The sequence below is a fragment of the Streptomyces sp. NPDC043876 genome (assembly GCF_056435825.1).
On the sequence record NZ_JBWKDV010000014.1, the window covers coordinates 19,057 to 35,278 of the forward strand.

A 16,222-nucleotide genomic window follows, 5' to 3' on the forward strand; every position below is an offset into this window, starting at 1 on the left:
CCTTCGTACGTCATTTCGTACGCCTTCGAGCGGAATCTAGCAGCTGTCCGAAAGGCTGTGCGCACCGCGCGTGGAGAGGGCCTCGAAAGGGACTTGAGGATGCGGTGACATCGCGTGGGGCGCGGCTATCTTTCGGGAGTCGAAGGCCGGAAGATGGCCGAAAACGAGGTAGCTCGACGACGTGCGGAGGAGACCGTGAAGTTTCGGGTTCTGGGTCCGTTGAGTGCCGAGGTCAACGGGGGCTCCATCGTTCCGACAGCGCGCAAACCGCGGCAGATCCTGACGCTCCTCGCCCTGTATCCGGGGCGGGTGATGCCGGTCCCGACCCTCATGGAGGAGATCTGGGGCACGGAACTGCCGCAGAGCGCGCTGACCACGCTGCAGACCTACATACTCCAGCTGCGCCGAAGACTCGGCACCGCGATGGGCCCCGGCGGCCCCGGCGGGCCGGGGGGCGGGCCGGACGGCGCGGGCGGTGGTGCCAAGGACGTTCTGGCCACGCGGCACGGGGGGTACCTGCTCCAGATACCGCCGGAGTGCGTGGACGTGTTCGAGTACGAGAACCTGGTCTCCGGAGGGCACGCCGCCTTCGAGGCCGGGGACGACGAGAGCGCGGCGGCGCAGCTGCGCAAGGCGCTGGCGCTGTGGCAGGGGCCGGCCCTGGTCGACGTACGGGTGGGGCCGATCCTGGAGATCGAGGTGATGCGGCTGGAGGAGTCCCGGCTGGTCACCATGGAGCGGCGGATCGACGTCGACCTGCGGCTCGGCCGGCACGGTGAACTGCTCGCGGAGCTGGCGGAGATGATCGCCCGGCATCCGCAGCACGAGGGGCTGCACTCGCAGGCGATGGTGGCGCTGTACCGGTCGGGGCGGCAGGCGAGCGCGCTGGACGTCTACCGGCGGCTGCGCACCCGGCTGATAGAGGACCTGGGCGTGGAGCCGTCGCCGCCGTTGCAGCGGCTGCACCAGGCGATGCTGACGGTGGATCCCGCGCTGGACGTGGTGGCGGGGCCGAAGCGGGGGTCGACCTTCGACCTCTACGCCGCCTGAGGCGGTGCGCGGCGGGGCGCCCGCGTGCGCAGGGGGTGGGGGCGGCGGGCCGGGGTCGGCGTTTCCGGCCGGTGGTTAGCATTCCGGTGCATGGACCATGATTTTCTTACGAGCGCCGGGGCCGGTAGTGGCGCGGACGCGGGCGGCGGCGGGGACGCGGGCGGGGCCGGGCTGCGGCCGTTCCGGCTGGACGTGCCGCAGCGGGAGCTGGACGACCTCGCGGAGCGCCTCGACCGGACCCGGTGGCCCAGCGAACTGCCGGGCGTGGGCTGGGACTACGGGGTTCCGGGGGACCACCTGCGGGAGCTGGCCGGGTACTGGCGCCACGGCTACGACTGGCGGGCGGCCGAGGCCCGGCTGAACGCTTGGCCGCAGTTCACCACCGTCATCGACGGGGCGCGGGTGCACTTCGCCCACATCCGCTCGCCCGAGCCGGACGCGACGCCGCTGCTGATGACGCACGGCTGGCCGGGGTCGGTCGTCGAGTTCGAGCGGGTGGCCGGGCCGCTCACCGATCCGCGGGCGCACGGCGGGGATCCGCGTGACGCGTTCCACCTGGTGCTGCCGAGCATTCCCGGCTTCGGGCTGTCCGGGCCCACGACCGGGACCGGGTGGGAGTTCAAGCGGGTCGCGCGGGCGTTCGCCGTACTGATGGAACGGCTCGGGTACGCGCGGTACGGGGTCCAGGGCGGCGACTGGGGAGCCGCGATCTCCCGGGAGCTGGGCCGGATCCGGCCGGAGCGGGTCATCGGCGTCCACCTGAACCTGCTGCCCGGAGCGGGAGCCGTCACCGCGCCGACGGAGGGCGAACTGGCCGGGCTGGACCCGGACGAGCGGGAGCGGACGGTGGCCTCCTGGGAGCGCTACCGGGTGTGGGCGCGGGAACGGCAGGGGTACGCCGACATCCAGGCGACCCGACCGCAGACCCTGGCGTACGGGCTGAACGATTCGCCGGTGGGCCTGCTGGCCTGGATCGGCGAGAAGTTCGTCGAGTGGACGGACCCGCGATGCCCGGTGGACCGGGACCAGGTGCTGACGAACGTGATGCTCTACTGGCTCACCGGAACCGCCGGGTCGGCGGCCCGCCTCTACTACGAGCGGGCGCACGCGGCGTACTACGGCGAGCCCCCGGAGCCGTCGGCGACGCCGACCGCCTTCGCCGACTTCCCTCGTGACAACTTCATTCCCTTGCGCCACATCGCGGCGCGGACGGACCGCATCGTGCGGTGGACCTCCTACGACCGGGGCGGTCACTTCCCGGCGATGGAGGTGCCGGATTTGCTGGTGGGGGACGTACGGGCGTTCTTCCGGGCGTTGGGGGACCGGCCGGGCGGGGCCCGCGGCGCGGCGGGCCGGGAGGGGGCCGCGGAGTAGGGCGCCGACGCCCGAAGGCGGTATATGCCAACCCTGCCGAACGCCTGCGCGAACGGAGGACGCCCTCATAACATAAAGGGCGTTCTCTTTTTTTCTGGGGACGCGGCCGGTCGGTCAGTCGGGGGTGGCGTGATGATCGTGATCAGCGGGGGAACCGGGTTCGTGGGCTCGGCGGTCGTGCGCAGACTCCGGGGCGAGGGGGCGCCGGTGCGCGTCCTCTCGCGCGGCGGGCGCGCGCGGGCGGGGGAGGTGTGCGGGGATCTGGGGGATCCGGCTTCCCTGCGGGGGCTGTGCGACGGAGCGACGGTCCTGCTCTCGCTCGCCTCGTACGTCGGCGGGGACGAGCGGCGCTGCGACTCCGTCAACGTCCGCGGTACCTCGGCCCTGATGGCGGAGGCGCGGCGGGCCGGAGTGCCGCGCATCGTGCACCTCTCCACTTGTGCGGTGTACGGGCCCGGGCCGCACCGGGGCGCGGGCGTGGGCGAGTTGGCGCCCGCGCCCGTGTCGGCCGCCAGCCGCAGCCGGCTCGCGGGGGAGGCCTCGGTGCTCGCGGTGGGCGGAACGGTGCTGCGGGCTCCGCTGGTGACCGGATACGGGGACCGGTGGGCGGTGCCGGCGCTGGTGGACGCCTTCCGGCGGGTGCCCGCGGGCTGGAGCGGGGGGAGCGGACTCGCCTCGTTCGTGGATGTCATGGACCTGGCACGTTTGGTGGCCGCCCTGGCGGTGACCCCGCGGGCGGTGCCGGCCGGGGTGCTGCACGCCGGGCATCCCGAACCGGTGCGCAACGGCGCGCTGATGGAGGCGCTGGCGGCGTACGGGGTGCTGCCGCACGCGCCGGACGCGGGCGGGTCGCTGGCCTGGGAGGACTGCCTGGCGGGGCTGCGGGCGCGGCCGGGGTGGGTGAGCGAGCGCCAGTTCTCGCTGCTGGCCGGGGACATGTGGTACCGCAGTGACCGGGCCTGGGAGCTGGCCGGGATCGATCCCGGCCCCGGGCCGCTGGGGCGGCTGGGGGTGGCCGCGGGGTGGTACCGGGCGCGCGGCGGGGTCTCGCCGGAGGGTGTGGCGGGGGTGCGGCCCTCGCCGTGGAAGGCGCCGGTGGTCGGGGTGGTGGCCGGGGTGGTGGCTGGGGCGGTGTCCGTGCGGGCGGGTTCGGCGTCGGTGCGGGTGGGGGATCCGGTTTCTGTGCGGGCGGGTGGTTCGGCGTCCGGGGTGGTGCCCGGGCAGCGGCGCGGGGGGTGGCGGGCCGTGCCGGCGGGCGTGGAGGCGGGGGCGGGGGCCGGGGTCGGGTCCGCGGCGGGGGCCGGCGTACGGGGCGGCGTCCAGCAGGTGGAAATCCGGGCGGGGGCGCTCGCGTAACCGGCATGATCATCCGATGCTCGACGAACAGCGAACCCTTCCGGTCCAGGTGGGCGACGAACGCGCCACGCTCACCAGCATCCTCCAGTACCAGCGCGACACCCTGATGATGAAGTGCGCGGGCCTGACCGCCGAACAGCTGCGTGCCCAGGCCCTGCCGAGCACCCCGCTCACCCTGCTCGGGCTCGTCCGGCACCTGGCCGAGGTCGAGCGGGGGTGGTTCCGCAACGTCGTGGGCGGCGAGGACGTGCGGGGCTACTGGCCGCGCGACGCCGCCGGGCGGCCGACGGAGTGGGAGGTCGCGGACGCGGACCCGCAGGAGGCCTTCGCGACGTGGGAACGGACGTGTGAACTCTCCCGGGCGATCGTCGACGCGGCCGCGTCCCTCGACGTCACCGGCCGGTACGTGGACGAGGCGCGCGGGATCGACGAGACGTACTCCCTGCACTACGTCCTGACCCACATGATCGAGGAGTACGCCCGCCACAACGGCCACGCCGACCTGCTGCGCGAGGCGATCGACGGGGCGACCGGGGAGTAGGGGGAGCGGGGGGAATTCGGGGGCGGGGGCAGGTGGGGGTGCCAGGCGCGGTGGCCTCAGGCGGCCGCGCCGCCTTGGGCGGCGACGCGGCGGTCCACGGCGTCCAGGGCCGCGGCCCACGGGAAGTGGTCGGGGGCGTCCGGGCCTGCCGGGCCGGGGACGAAACCGCCCTCCCCGTAGAGGAATTCGACGCCCGCTCCGCGCAGGACGGCCACGCTCTGGTCGAACTGCGGGTGGGCGGCCAGGGCGGCGTTCAGGCACGGCACGGCGACGACGGGCTTGCCCTGGCCGACCGCCTCGGCGGCCGAACCGGCCACGAAACGGTCGGTGAGGCCGAGGGCCCAGGCGTTGACCGAGTTGAAGGTGGCGGGGGCGAAGAGCAGGGCGTCCGCGGCGGCCCAGACGTCCGGCTCGCCGGGCAGCTTGTACTGCCAGCGCACGGCGTGCCCGGTCAGCGCCGCCAGCCCGTCGAGGCTCCCGGCCACCCAGTGGGCGGCGGTGGGGGTCAGGCCGAGGCACACGTCCCAGCCGCGCGCCTGCGCGTCTTCGATCACGTGGGCCACGTCGAAGACGGGCGGGGCGGCGGAGCAGAAGAGGTAGAGGGTCCTTGGGGTCGTCTTCATATGATCATGGGATCACATCTGCGTGGCGGGGGACGACCCGCGGGGGTGGGTGACCCGTGGGTGTCTGCAGGGTGGGGGCTGGTTGAGTTGGGACGGCCTGTTTGGCGCCGGCTGTTGGGGGGCCGGTGGGGGTGCGGTCTCCAGGGGGTGTCCGGCGGTTCGCGAGCGGCGGCGTCGAGGATGGAACGCCGTGAATACGCCCGCAGCACTGGTGCGCCCGCGCGGACCGGGTGCGCCACCGACGCGGAAGCGGGTCGACGGCCCACGGGGAGGGGGCGGCGTCATGCCGCGAAGCAGTGGAACGGGCGCACGGGTGGGCGTACGGGTGGGCGTACGGGTACTGATCGTCGGAGCCGGGCCGGTGGGACTGACCGCCGCGCACGAACTGGCCCGCAGGGGAATTCCGGTCCGGGTGGTCGACGCGGCACCCGGGCCGCGGCGTGCGGGGGGCGGCGGGCGCGGTACGGGGGTCGGGACCGGGGCCGGGGTGGTCGTGGTGCATCCGCGGACCCTGGAGGTCTTCGACCAGATGGGCATGGTGGGTCCCCTACTGGAACAGGGCCGCCGCAACCGGGCGTTCACGATGACCGCGGGCGGCGGCCGGTCGCTGCGGCTCGACGCCGCGCACGCCTCGGCGCCCACGCGCTACCCCTGTGCGCTCGTCATCGAGCAGGCCCGTACCGAGGGCGTGCTGCGCAAGGCCGTCGCGCGGCTCGGGGTGCGGGTGGAGTGGGGGGTGCGGCTGACCTCCTTCGACCAGGACGAGGACGGCGTACGGGCGTACCTGGAGCACCCGGGCGGGCGGCGGGAGGTCTGCGCCGTGCCCTGGCTGGTCGGGTGCGACGGAGCGCGGAGCACGGTTCGGGCGCGGCTGCGGCTGCCGGAGGCGGTCGGGGCGCACGAGACGTGGGAGGTGGCGGACGCGGCGGTGTGCTGGGCGGGGGGCGGGGACGCGGGCGCGGCGGGGGAGTCGAAGGAGGAGTCGGAGGGGTCGGTGCGGGTGCTGGGGGGCGGGCCGGCGGCTGCCGGGTGGGGCGGGCCGGAGCAGGACGGTGTGCACTGGGTGCACACCGGGGGGCAGGTGCTGCTGATGCTTCCCCACCGGCGCGCCGGGTACTGGCGACTGCTGGACTCGGCGCCCGCCGACCGGGCCCGGGACGGGCGCCCGGTGGAACTGCGGCTGGCCGAGAAACTCTCGGCCGGGCTGGGGCGCGAGGTCCGGGTGGGCGCGCCGCTGTGGAGCGCCGTGCAGACCTTCCGGGTGTCGGTCGCCACGCGGACGGGGCAGGGGCGGTGCTTCGTCGCGGGGGACGCGGCGCACGTGTACGGGCCCGCGTCCGGGCACGGGCTGAACACCGGGGTGCAGGACGCGTACAACCTGGCCTGGAAACTAGCCATGGTCGAACAGGGGTGGGTGGGGCGGGAGTTGCTGGGGACGTACGAGGAGGAACGGGTGCCGGTGGCGCGGGCGCTGCTCGGGGTGGCGGGGCGGGCGGGGGGTTGGCGGACTGCGGCGTGGCTGACGGGGGCTTGGCGGACTGCGGCTTGGCGGACTGAGGCGTTGGCGCAGGTGACGAATGCCTTGGCGGGGGTGGCATTGCCGGCTGTTGTGGGTGTGGTGGGTGGCGTGGGTGCAGTGGCTGTGGGTGTGGGTGTGGGTGCCGTGCGGGGGGTTGGGGGCGGGGGTGGAGGTGGGTTGTTGCAGCGGGTTATTGGGCGGCGGGTGCTGGGGGAGCTGGTGGGGGGCCTCCTTGGTGGGGTGGGTGGTGGTGTGGGGGGCGCTGGTGTGGGTGGTGGTGTGAGTGGTGGTGGTGTGAGTGGTGGTGTGGCGGGGCTTGGGCCTTCGTATGGGGGGCGGCCCGGGGGGCTGGGCGGCGGTGCGCGGGTCTTCGCGGAGGGGCTTCGGGGGGAACTGCGGGATGTGCGGTGGTCGTTGCTGTACGTACCGGAGGGCACGGGTGAGGCCGCGGAGGTGGCGCGGGCGGCGGCGGCCCGGCATGCGGGGTGGTTGTCGGTGCGGGCTGTGGTGGGGGAGGGGTGGTCGCGGGGGGTTGGGGTGGGGGTGGGGAGGGGTGTGGGTGTGGGTGTGGGTGTGGCGCGGCGGGTGGGTTTGGGGTCGGGGCCCGGGCCGAGGGTGTTGGTGGATCCCGGTGGGGGGTTGCGGGGGGCGTTGGGGCTGGCGGCGGGGGGCTGGCTGTTGGTCCGGCCGGACGGGTATGCGGCGGGGGGTGGGCGTGAGCTGACGGAGGGGGAGTTGGCGGGGGCCGTTGCTCCGCTGGGGGTGTTGGGGGGTGGGGGCGGTGCCGGTGGGGCCGGTGGGGCGGGGGCTGTGGTGGCTGGCGGGGGTCGGGTCGGGGAGGTGGGTGCCGGGGCGGGTACCGGGGGTGCGGTTGCGGCGGTGCCGGGCTTGGGGCGCGGGGCTTCGGGGGGCTCCGGGGATTCCGGGGGTTCGCCGAGGGGTGGGGTGCGGGGGGTCGGGTGAGGTGGTCGTCGGTGGCAAAGGGGGGCGGGGTGGGAGGCTGGGAGTGGGTCCAGGTGGGCTGGGGGATTGCTTGAGGTGGGGGCTGGGGGTGGCGGTGGTGTTGCCTCCGGCGGCGCCTCAAACGCCGGCGGGGCTGTGATTCTGGCGGGGTTTGGTGGTTCGGTGAGGGTGGTGCGCGGGGTGCGGGTTGGTGGGGCCTCTGGCGGCGCCTCAAACGCCGGCGGGGCTGGAATTGCTTGCTGGCGCGGGTGGCTCGGCTGGACCGAAAGGCCTGGGGGCCCATCGGCCGAGCGTCCCGGGAGTTGGGCCGAGGGGACGACCTGGGGCTGGGGAGGCCCTGGGAGCTTGAGGGGGGCCGAGGGGCGAGGGAGTTCGGTGAGCCCCGGTCGGCCCTGGGGTTCGGGGGTCGGGGGTTCGTTCAGGAGCGTGCGGGTTGGTGGGGCCTCTGGCGGCGCCTCAAACGCCGGCGGGGCTGGAATTGCTCGCTGGGGCGGGTGGCTCGTCTGAACCGAAAGGTCTGGGGCCCATCGGCCGAACGGCCAGGGAGTTGGGCCGAGCGGCCCGGGGCTGGGGGCCGAGAGACTTGGGGGCTGGGGAGGCCCTGGGGGTTGAGGGGGGCCGAGGGACCGAGGGGGCGAGGGAGTTCGGTGAGTCCGAGTCGGCCCTGGGGTTCGGGGTTCGGGGGTTTGTTCAGGAGCGTGCGGGTTGGTGGGGCCTCTGGCGGCGCCTCAAACGCCGGCGGGGCTGGAACGGCTCGCTGGGGCGGGTGGCCCGGCTGAACCGAAAGGCCTGGGGGCCCATCGGCCGAGCGGCTCGGGGGCTGGGCCGAGCGACCCGGGGGCTGGGGCCGAGAGGGTTTGGGGCTGGGGAGGCCCTGGAAGCTTGAGGGGGGCCGAGGGTGCGAGGGAGTTCGGTGAGTCGAGTCGGCCTGGGGTTCGGGGGCCGGGGGGGGCGTTCAGGGGGTGCGGGTGGGTGGGGCCAAAAACGCCGGCGGGGCTGGAGTTGTTGGTTCTGCTTGGCGAGGGTTGTACTGGCTGCTTCAGTAGGCGGCGGTCCTCGGACGTGAGCGCTGTTTCGTGATCGGCGGCTTCCGGCTGCGCACGGGTTCCGGCGATTCGGATCAGCAGCGGCACGGCGTCTCCGTCGCCGGCCGTGCGGCGTCAGCGTTTGGGCCAGCCGATGTCGTCGTCCGACTGGAGGTCCTGGGGCGGGTCGACGGGGTCGTCTGCGATGTGCGGAAAGGCGGCAGCCGGAACGGCCGCGCGTGGTGCGCACACCGATGGCCTCATCATCGACCCCCAGGCGTCGGAAAAGAGCAGGTCCCGGCCGGGTGCGGGGCCGGGTTCTGGAGAGTCTGCCTCGATCCGCTGGAGGAACGCTCGAGGAACGGAAGACCTCCGGGAGAGGTCGGGACGAGAGAAGCCGCCCCGATGTGGCAAAGGTTTGCCCGCGTGTTGCCAGGCGGCCTACGCTCGGTGCGGTTCTGCCGGCGACTCTCCTGCCCCGCTCACCCCAGGGATGCTCATGCTGCGACAGCCCGCGTTCGGACACCGCCTGAAGAAGCTGAGGACGGCCCGGGGCCTGTCCCAGACGGCGCTCGCCGGGGAGGGCATGTCCACCGGTTACCTCTCCCGCCTCGAATCCGGCGCGCGCCAGCCCACCGAGCGGGCCGTCACCTACCTCGCGGGCCGACTCGGCCTGGAACCCGCGGACTTCGAGGAACCCGCCACCGGATCCCTGGCCCACGCGCTCACCCTCGCCGCCTCCACCGGGTCCGGCGACGCCATCGAGGAGCTGCGCCAGGCCCTGGCCGCCGAGGCCCACGAGAATCCCGTACTGCGCTGGCAGGCGCTGTGGCTGCTCGCCCAGGCCGACCGGCTCCAGGGCGACCACGCCGGCGAGCGCGAACGGCTCGGCCGGCTCGTCGCCCTCGGCGACGAGGTCGGCGTCACCGAGCTGCGCGTGCGCGGGCTGACCCGGCTCGCCCGCTGCCTGCGGTCCCTCGGCGACATCACCCCGGCCCTCGACGCCGCCGTCGAGGCCCACCGCCTCGCGCTCGGCGAGAAACTGGGTGTGGAGGACCGTGCCACGGCCCTGCTCGCACTGATCTCCGTCCAGGCCGAGGCCGGCCGCATCGGCGAGGCGCGGGCGCACGCCGACGAACTGACCGCGCTGGTGGAGGGACGTACGGACGCCCTCTGGGCGGAGGCCATGTGGACGGCCGCCGCCGTCCGGATGCGCCAGGGCGACTACCCCGGCGCCCAGGCCTGCCTGGAGGACGCGCTCGAACGCTTCAGCAGTCAGGAGGACCTGGTGCTGTGGCTCCGGCTGCGCCTGGCCGCCGCCCGGCTCCACCTGCAACGGCTGCCCGCCGACCCCGAGCAGGCCCAGCGCCGGGCCGCCGAGGCGGAGGCCGCCCTCGCCTTCGTCGGCACCCCCGCGCTGCGCCAGGACCTGACCGCGCTCAAGGCCGACCTGGCCTTCGCCACCGCCCGCTACGACGACGCGCGCGCCCTCCTCGGCGAACTGGCGGGGGACGCGCCGAGGATGACGTACCGCGACCAGGTCCGGCTGGAGATGCTCCGCCACCAGCTGCTGATACTCGGCGGGGACCCGGCCGGCATCCAGGGCCTGCGCACCCTGGCCCAGCAGGCCCAGGAGGACGCCAACATCGACCTGGCCGCCGAGATCTGGCGGATGCTGGCCGATGCGCTGGCCGAGAGCGGCCGGGTGGGGCGGGCCGCCTCCGCCTGAGCGGGCCCCGTGCGCGGGGCCCCTCCTCCGCCCGGGCGGGGCGCTCCGGTCCGTCCGCTTGAGGGAGGTTCGAGCGGCGGTGTGCATCCTGGAGGGCACCCGCAGAGGTGAAAGGGGCATTCATGTCGTCGCAGCGTGTGCACGCGAGCGAGCGGACGGCGTGGGTGGCCGCTCCGGCCGGCGTGGTCTACGGCCTGCTGGCCGACGCCGTGCGCTGGCCCCTCCTGCTGCCCTCCCCCGTGCACGTCGAGCGGATGGACTTCGACGGCGAGCGCGAACGGCTGCGGCTCTGGGACGTCGCCGACGACCGCGTCCGGTCCTTCCACGTCCGGCGCGTGCTGCGGCCCCACGCCCGCGCGGTCGACTTCGAGCAGGAGGACACCGCCCGCCTCGGCGTGCCCGTGTCCGGCACCTGGACGGTCGAACCGAAGGGCGAGACGCGGTCGCTGGTGACCCTGAGCCAGCGCCGCACCCTCGTGGGCCTGCCCGCCGCCGAGAGCGAGCGCAGCCACCGGGAATGGGACGCGGAACTGGACGCACAGCTCGCGCAGCTCAAGCAGTGCGCCGAACGCTGGGAGCGGCTGGACCAGCTGCTGTTCTCCTTCGAGGACAGCATCCACGTCCGCGGCTCCGCCGAGCTGGTCTACGACTTCCTCTACCGGATCGGGGACTGGAGCGAATCCGTCCCGCACGTGGAGTGGTCCAGCGTCATCGAGGACGTGCCGGGCGTGCAGGTCGCGGTCCTGGACACCTGCGCCGCACCCGGCGGGCGGACGGTCTCCACGCGGGCGGTGCGGCTGTGCTTCCCCTCGGCCGCCCGGATCGTCCACAAGGAGCTGGTCACCCCCGAACCGATCGCCGCGCTCAGCGGCGAATGGTCCCTGGTACCGGACGAGGACGGGGTCCGCGTGGTCTGCGCGCAGCAGGTGATGCTCGACGAGGAGGCCGTCGGGCGGGTGCTGGGCGAGGGGACGAGCCTCGCCGAGGCCCGCCGCCACGTGCGCGCCTGGCTGGGGCGGGCGAGCGAAGAGGTGCTGGAGCTGGCCGCGTGGCACGCCCGGAGCGCCGTACGCAGGCTGCGATGACGACCTCACCGACGACAAGGAGCAGTCCGATGGCCCCCACCCGGTCCGCCGAGCCGGTGACCGACGCGGTGACCGAGGCGCCGGTGACCGAGGAGCCCGTGACCGGGCCGGCCGGTGCTCGGCTCGCCGAACGCCCGCACCGCCGAAGGTACTTCGCGCTCGCGCACCCCTACGCCGCCCTCGCGCCCACCGTGGACGTGGCGCTGCGCGCGGTGCGGCTGGAGGCGCTGCTCTCCGACCCCTACGACGAGGAGAACCCGTACGGGTTCCACGGCCTGCGCGCGGGTGTCCGCGGCCGGGACGGGGCGCAGCGCGCCGCGGTGGAGGCCGCGGCGCGGGCCGAGCGCCTGCCGGCGGCGCACGGCGGGCGCTTCACCGCGGCCGACGACCTCGCGCGGGTGCTGCGCCCGCTGTTCCGCCGGGACCTGGCGCTCGGCCACGCGCACGGCGCGCGGGCCCTGGCCGCCGCCCTGGAACGGGAGGAGCCGGTGCCAGCGGGGGCCGCGGAGTTCGCCGCGCTGCTGGGTCCGGCGGCGCTGACCGCCGCCACGGGCACGGTGCTGCGCGCGGCGGCGCGGCTGGTCTCCGAAGGAGGCCGGCGCGATCCGGCGGTGCGGCAGTGGCGCGGCCCGCTGGCCGCGGCCTTCGCCGATCTGCTGGCCTGCGAGAGCCTGGTGGCGGTGGGGCTGCGGGCGAGCGCGCTGCCCGGCGGCGGCGGGCGGGCCGTGCGCGCGGCCGCCGGCTACGCGACGGCGCTGGTGGTGGGCGGGGTACTGGACGAGCTGGACCTCGTACTCGGTGAATGCGGCCGGCCTGCCGGGTCCCTGGAGCGGCGGCTGGTGACCGCACTGGCCGCGGACCTCCCCCGGGCCGGGCTCGGGCCGGCCGACGTGGCCGCCCATCAGGGCGACCTCGTACGGGAACTGCCCGCGCTGGCCCGTGCCTTCGAGCGGCGGGCGGACACCACGGGCGCCGCGCTCTTGCGGCTCGGCGAGGCCATGCCCGCCCGCAGCGTGCCCCCGGCGCCCGGCAGCGACGACACCCTGGTCGGCGCGCTCACCGGCGCCGCGGCCCGGCTCTCCACCGCCGTCGCGGGCGGCGGGGCGGTGACGGCGGCGCTGGCCCGGGTGGCGGGCCGGCTGGTGAGCGAACAGCGCGCGCTGCACGGACCGTGCCTGGCGGCCGCGCACGCGGGCCCCGCCGATCCGGCGGTACGGGCGCTGGCCGACCGGCAGGCCATGCTGCTCCTGGCGGCCGCCGTGCTCGGCGTGCAGGGAGCCGCCGCCGGGCGGGGCCTGTTCCTGGGCGGCGAACACTGGTCGCTGCTCGCCGCCACCCGGATCGCCGCGCGCCTGGGCATCGCCCCGGGCGGCCCGGGCGGTCCCGCGGACATCGAGGCGCAGCAGCGGGTGTGGGCGGAACTCGACGCCCGGGACCGGCTCGGCGTCGACTGCGACCTCTACGCGACCCGGGTGCTGTGGTGAGCGCCGTGACGCCGGCCGACGGACCGGGCCAGCTGCCGCTCGCGGTCGCCGGGCCGGACGGGCCGTGGGACGAGCTGGGCGACCGGCTCGACGACGACGGCCGGGCGGTCGTCTGCACCACCTGGGGCCAGTGGCTGACGGCCGCGCTGCTCGATCCGGGACTGCGGCCGCTGCTCGGGCACGACTGGCCGCGCTACCGGCAGGGGCCGACCGCCGCCGGGCGGATGCGCTTCGCGGTCTCCCGGCTGGTCGTGAAGTACACCGCCGCGAGCGCGCTGAACGTACCCGTGGGCAGCCTCGACCTCGGCTACCGCCCCGGCGGGCGGCCCGTCCTGCGCGGGCTCGGCGGCGAGCTGGAGGTGAGCCTGGCGCACACCGACGAGCTGATCGTGGTCGGGGTGAGCCGGACCGGGCCGATCGGGGTGGACGCGGAACCCGCGGACCGGGACGTCTCCTTCGAGCTGCTGCGCGAGCACGTCTGCACCCCGGCTGAGGACGCGGAACTGGCCGCCCTGCCCGAAGAGGAGCGCCGGATCCGGCTGCTGCGGATGTGGACGCTGAAGGAGGCCTACACCAAGGCGCTCGGGCACGGGATGCGGCGGAGCTTCGCCGGCTTCGGGTTCCGGTACGAGCCGGGGCGCGGCGGCGGGGCGGGTACGCGGCCCGTACTGGCCGACGGGCCGGCCGGGGACGCGGGCGGCCCGTCGGGCGGGGACGGGAACTGGAGCTTCGCCACGCACCTCGTCCAGGACCGCTACCTGGTCAGCGAGGCGCACCGGCGGGTGCCGGCCGCCCCGGCGGCGCGGGCACCGCAGGCGCCGCCGCCGGTCGACACCGGTTCGCGCGGCGCTGCAGGTCCGCTCGAGGAAAGGGTCCCCGAACCGCTGGGCCCACTACGCTTTTTGGACCGGTAACCTCCGGCCGGGGCCAAGGGAAGGCGTACGCCGTGAAGGCAAGGGAACTCGCCGAAGCACAGCCCGCGCACCGTCCGTGGGTCGGGGGCCGTCGTGCCGGTCGGGTCGGATAGCCCGGGTCTCCCCCCGCTCCCGGTGGCGGCCGGGGGAAAGCCGGGACGGGGATGACCGGCGTGCCGTGCCCCGCGGGGCCGCCGCCGGTCCTCGTCGTGGTGCGCGAGGCGGGTCGGGCGGAGCCCGGCGCCCCGCTCGTCTTCGGCGTGCACGGGCTGCGCGACGACGCGGACGCCGAACTGTTCGCCGCGCGGATCGCCGGGCGGCACCGGGAGTTCCGGGTCACGTTGGAGTGCCACGGGCCGGGGCGGCACACGCTGCGCCTGGCGCCGAGTGGGGGCGGGGGCGGGGGCGCGGGTACGGGTACGGGCGCGGACGGTGGCGCGGGAGCGGGTACGGGTACGGGTACGGACGCCGGTGGCGGGCCGGGTGCCGAGCTGCTCGCCGATCTGCTCGGGCCGCACCCGGGGCCGGGGGAACCGCTCGCCCTGGCCGGGTACCAGCGGGACCTGCTTCGGGAGTCGGTCACCCGGCAGGGCGAGCCCGACCCCCACATCGAGCAGCTGTACTGGAACTGGTCGGGCCCGCTGGAGCGGGCGCGCTTCGCCGCGTCCTGGCAGTCGGTGGCCGACCGGGAGGCGGTGCTGCGGGCCGCCTTCGACTGGACGGCGGTGGCCCGGCTCGTGCTCCACCCGCGCGCCGACGTCGACATCGTCCACCGGGCCCGCGGGGAGAGCGGCTGGCCCGAACTCCTCGCCGCGGACCGGCTGCACGGATTCGCCCTGGACCGGCCGCCGCTGCTGCGACTCACCCTGCTGCACGGGCGGCCGGGGGAGCCCGTACGGGTCCTGCTGACCTACCACCGGGCGCTGCTCGACGAGCGCGGCGTCCACCTCCTGCTGCGCGAGTTCTACCGCGCCTACCTGGCCGGCGGGGTGCTGCCCGGCGGGGAGCGCCGCCCGGACCTGCGCGACCACGCCCGCTGGCTGGCCCGGCAGAGCGCCGAGGGTGCGCGCGAACTGTGGACGCGGACCGCACCCCCGCGCCACGCGGCCACCGCGGTGGGCCGCCGGGGCGCCGAGACCCGGCAGAGCGGTGTGGGACGGCTGCGCGGGCGGCTGGCCGAGCCCTACAGCTCGGGGCTGCGGTCCTGGGCGGCGGCCCGGGGCGCGGGGGAGAGCAGCGCGCTGCACGTGGTGTGGGCGCTGCTGCTCTACCGGGCGGCGGGGGCCGCGGGGCCGCGGCGGGTGAGCTTCGGGGTGCAGCTCGGGCCCCGGGACATCGCGCTGCCCGGGGCGGCGGGGATCCCCGGGGTGCTCGGGCATCCGCTGCCGATGACGGTGCGGGTGGATCCGGCGGCGCCGCTGGCCGAGCTGCTCCAGCAGGTGCGGGACGCGCTGCTGGACCTGGCGGCGTACCCGTGGGTGTCCGGCGACCGGATCCGGGCGTGGATCGGGCGCGGCGAGGGCGAACGGCTCACCGACACCGTCGTCTCCTTCGACCACCGGCCCGAACTGCCGCCGGGCGTACGGGCCGAGCTGGAGGCGCAGGGGATCGGCGTGGACGAGCCGCGTGCCGCGGGCGGCGGGACCAGCCTGCCGATCGCGCTGAGCGCGCGGCACGAGCGGGGCGGGGGGCTGGCCCTCAGCGCGGTGTACGACCGGGCGCGGCTGGCCGACGAGGACGCGGCGGCGGCGCTCGGGCAGTGCGTGGGTCTGCTGCGTGCGCTGGCTCGGATGCCGTCTCCGGATCGGGATCCGGGGACGACGGTGGGGCAGGCGCTGGCGCTGCTGGCCCACGTCGAGGTCCCGGCGGTGGCTCCGCCTCCGCCGGTGCCGCGGCGGGGCGGCGTGCGGGTCCTGCGGGCGGGCGGGGCGTCGGCCGACGTGATCTGCCTGGTGGTGGTGCCGGGGGTGGTGGCGGGGGTGGGTGAGCGGTTCCTGCGGGAGTACCGGGGGGTGGAGAGGGTGGTGGAGGTGCGGATGCCGGTGGGGGTGGCGGGGGCTGGTGTGGCTGGTGTGGCTGGGGTGCCGCCTGAGCTGGTGGGTGTACTTGCCCCCGGGCGGCGGGTGTTCCTGTGCGGGTGTGGTCCCGGGGCGGGGGTGGCGCTGGGGCTGGGGGAGGTGCTGGCCGGGGGGCCGGTGCGGGATCTGGCGGTGACGGTGGTGATGACGGGGGTTGCGGGGGCGGAGGGGACGGCCGGGGCGCTTGCGCTTGTGCTGGGGGCGGGGTCCGGTTCCGCTCCGGGTTCGGCTTCGGGTTCGGCTTCGGGTTCCGCTCCGGCGCCGGGTTCGGCTTCGGATCCGGCTTCCGCGCCGAGTCGGTAGCGGGTGCGGGTACGGGTGCGGGCCGTTTCTCGGCCTGTTCCCTCCGGGGGCGCCTCAAACGCCGGCGGGGCTGACTTTGGTGGGGGTTGGTGGGTGTCTGCGGGTGTTGGGGGTGCGGGGGTTGCCTCCGGCGGCGCCTCAAACGCCGGCGGGGCTGGATGTGGCGGGGGCTGGGTTT

At 75.8% G+C, this 16,222-nt stretch carries 11 protein-coding genes; 10 read left to right on the forward strand and 1 reads right to left on the reverse strand.

The genetic code is table 11. From position 1 onward, the window contains the following. Positions 1-195: 195 nt before the first annotated feature. From AC0693_RS33265 to AC0693_RS33280, 4 genes are all read left to right on the forward strand, one after another. Positions 196-1,050, forward strand: a complete 855-nt coding sequence (locus AC0693_RS33265; protein WP_356407328.1) for an AfsR/SARP family transcriptional regulator — start codon at positions 196-198, stop codon at positions 1,048-1,050. Positions 1,051-1,140: 90 nt separating this feature from the next. Further along, positions 1,141-2,424: an epoxide hydrolase family protein gene (locus AC0693_RS33270; protein ID WP_478803831.1), complete on the forward strand. Its 1,284-nt coding sequence runs from the start codon at positions 1,141-1,143 to the stop codon at positions 2,422-2,424. A 132-nt stretch (positions 2,425-2,556) separates the two neighbouring features. Next, on the forward strand, positions 2,557-3,780 hold the full coding sequence (locus tag AC0693_RS33275; protein ID WP_478803832.1) for an NAD-dependent epimerase/dehydratase family protein: 1,224 nt from the start codon (positions 2,557-2,559) through the stop codon (positions 3,778-3,780). A gap of 16 nt (positions 3,781-3,796) precedes the next feature. After that, a complete protein-coding gene (locus AC0693_RS33280) occupies positions 3,797-4,321 on the forward strand; it encodes a DinB family protein (RefSeq protein WP_469320027.1) in 525 nt (174 codons plus the stop codon). 56 nt (positions 4,322-4,377) lie between these two features. Here AC0693_RS33280 and AC0693_RS33285 read toward each other — a convergent pair whose 3' ends face one another. Beyond that, positions 4,378-4,944, reverse strand: a complete 567-nt coding sequence (locus tag AC0693_RS33285) for a flavoprotein (protein WP_478803833.1) — start codon at positions 4,942-4,944, stop codon at positions 4,378-4,380. Positions 4,945-5,227: 283 nt separating this feature from the next. Here AC0693_RS33285 and AC0693_RS33290 point away from each other — a divergent pair, with 283 nt between their 5' ends. From AC0693_RS33290 to AC0693_RS33315, 6 genes are all read left to right on the forward strand, one after another. Then, entirely contained in the window at positions 5,228-7,426 is a 2,199-nt protein-coding gene (locus AC0693_RS33290; RefSeq protein ID WP_478803834.1) for an FAD-dependent monooxygenase, read from the forward strand. Between the two features lie 1,524 nt (positions 7,427-8,950). Next, positions 8,951-10,180: a helix-turn-helix domain-containing protein gene (locus AC0693_RS33295; protein ID WP_478742775.1), complete on the forward strand. Its 1,230-nt coding sequence runs from the start codon at positions 8,951-8,953 to the stop codon at positions 10,178-10,180. Positions 10,181-10,302: 122 nt separating this feature from the next. Next, positions 10,303-11,265, forward strand: a complete 963-nt coding sequence (locus tag AC0693_RS33300; RefSeq protein ID WP_478803835.1) for an aromatase/cyclase — start codon at positions 10,303-10,305, stop codon at positions 11,263-11,265. Between the two features lie 29 nt (positions 11,266-11,294). Continuing rightward, complete coding sequence (locus tag AC0693_RS33305; protein ID WP_478803836.1) at positions 11,295-12,749, forward strand: hypothetical protein; 1,455 nt, start codon at positions 11,295-11,297, stop codon at positions 12,747-12,749. Continuing rightward, positions 12,746-13,663 carry a 4'-phosphopantetheinyl transferase family protein gene (locus AC0693_RS33310; RefSeq protein ID WP_478803837.1) on the forward strand — a complete coding sequence of 306 codons (918 nt, stop codon included), beginning with the start codon at positions 12,746-12,748 and terminating at the stop codon, positions 13,661-13,663. Before AC0693_RS33305 ends, AC0693_RS33310 begins: the two co-directional genes overlap by 4 nt. Before the next feature lie 164 nt (positions 13,664-13,827). Further along, entirely contained in the window at positions 13,828-16,044 is a 2,217-nt protein-coding gene (locus tag AC0693_RS33315; RefSeq protein ID WP_478803838.1) for a condensation domain-containing protein, read from the forward strand. The last annotated feature ends 178 nt before the right edge of the window (positions 16,045-16,222 follow it).

Excerpts from the sequence above, each read along its gene's own strand:
- AC0693_RS33285 (WP_478803833.1), bottom strand. The coding sequence starts at position 4,944 with ATGAAGACGACCCCAAGGACCCTCTACCTCTTCTGCTCCGCCGCCCCG.
- AC0693_RS33280 (WP_469320027.1), top strand. The coding sequence starts at position 3,797 with ATGCTCGACGAACAGCGAACCCTTCCGGTCCAGGTGGGCGACGAACGC.
- AC0693_RS33300 (WP_478803835.1), top strand. The coding sequence starts at position 10,303 with ATGTCGTCGCAGCGTGTGCACGCGAGCGAGCGGACGGCGTGGGTGGCC.
- AC0693_RS33315 (WP_478803838.1), top strand. The coding sequence starts at position 13,828 with ATGACCGGCGTGCCGTGCCCCGCGGGGCCGCCGCCGGTCCTCGTCGTG.
- AC0693_RS33275 (WP_478803832.1), top strand. The coding sequence starts at position 2,557 with ATGATCGTGATCAGCGGGGGAACCGGGTTCGTGGGCTCGGCGGTCGTG.
- AC0693_RS33295 (WP_478742775.1), top strand. The coding sequence starts at position 8,951 with ATGCTGCGACAGCCCGCGTTCGGACACCGCCTGAAGAAGCTGAGGACG.
- AC0693_RS33270 (WP_478803831.1), top strand. The coding sequence starts at position 1,141 with ATGGACCATGATTTTCTTACGAGCGCCGGGGCCGGTAGTGGCGCGGAC.
- AC0693_RS33305 (WP_478803836.1), top strand. The coding sequence starts at position 11,295 with ATGGCCCCCACCCGGTCCGCCGAGCCGGTGACCGACGCGGTGACCGAG.
- AC0693_RS33290 (WP_478803834.1), top strand. The coding sequence starts at position 5,228 with ATGCCGCGAAGCAGTGGAACGGGCGCACGGGTGGGCGTACGGGTGGGC.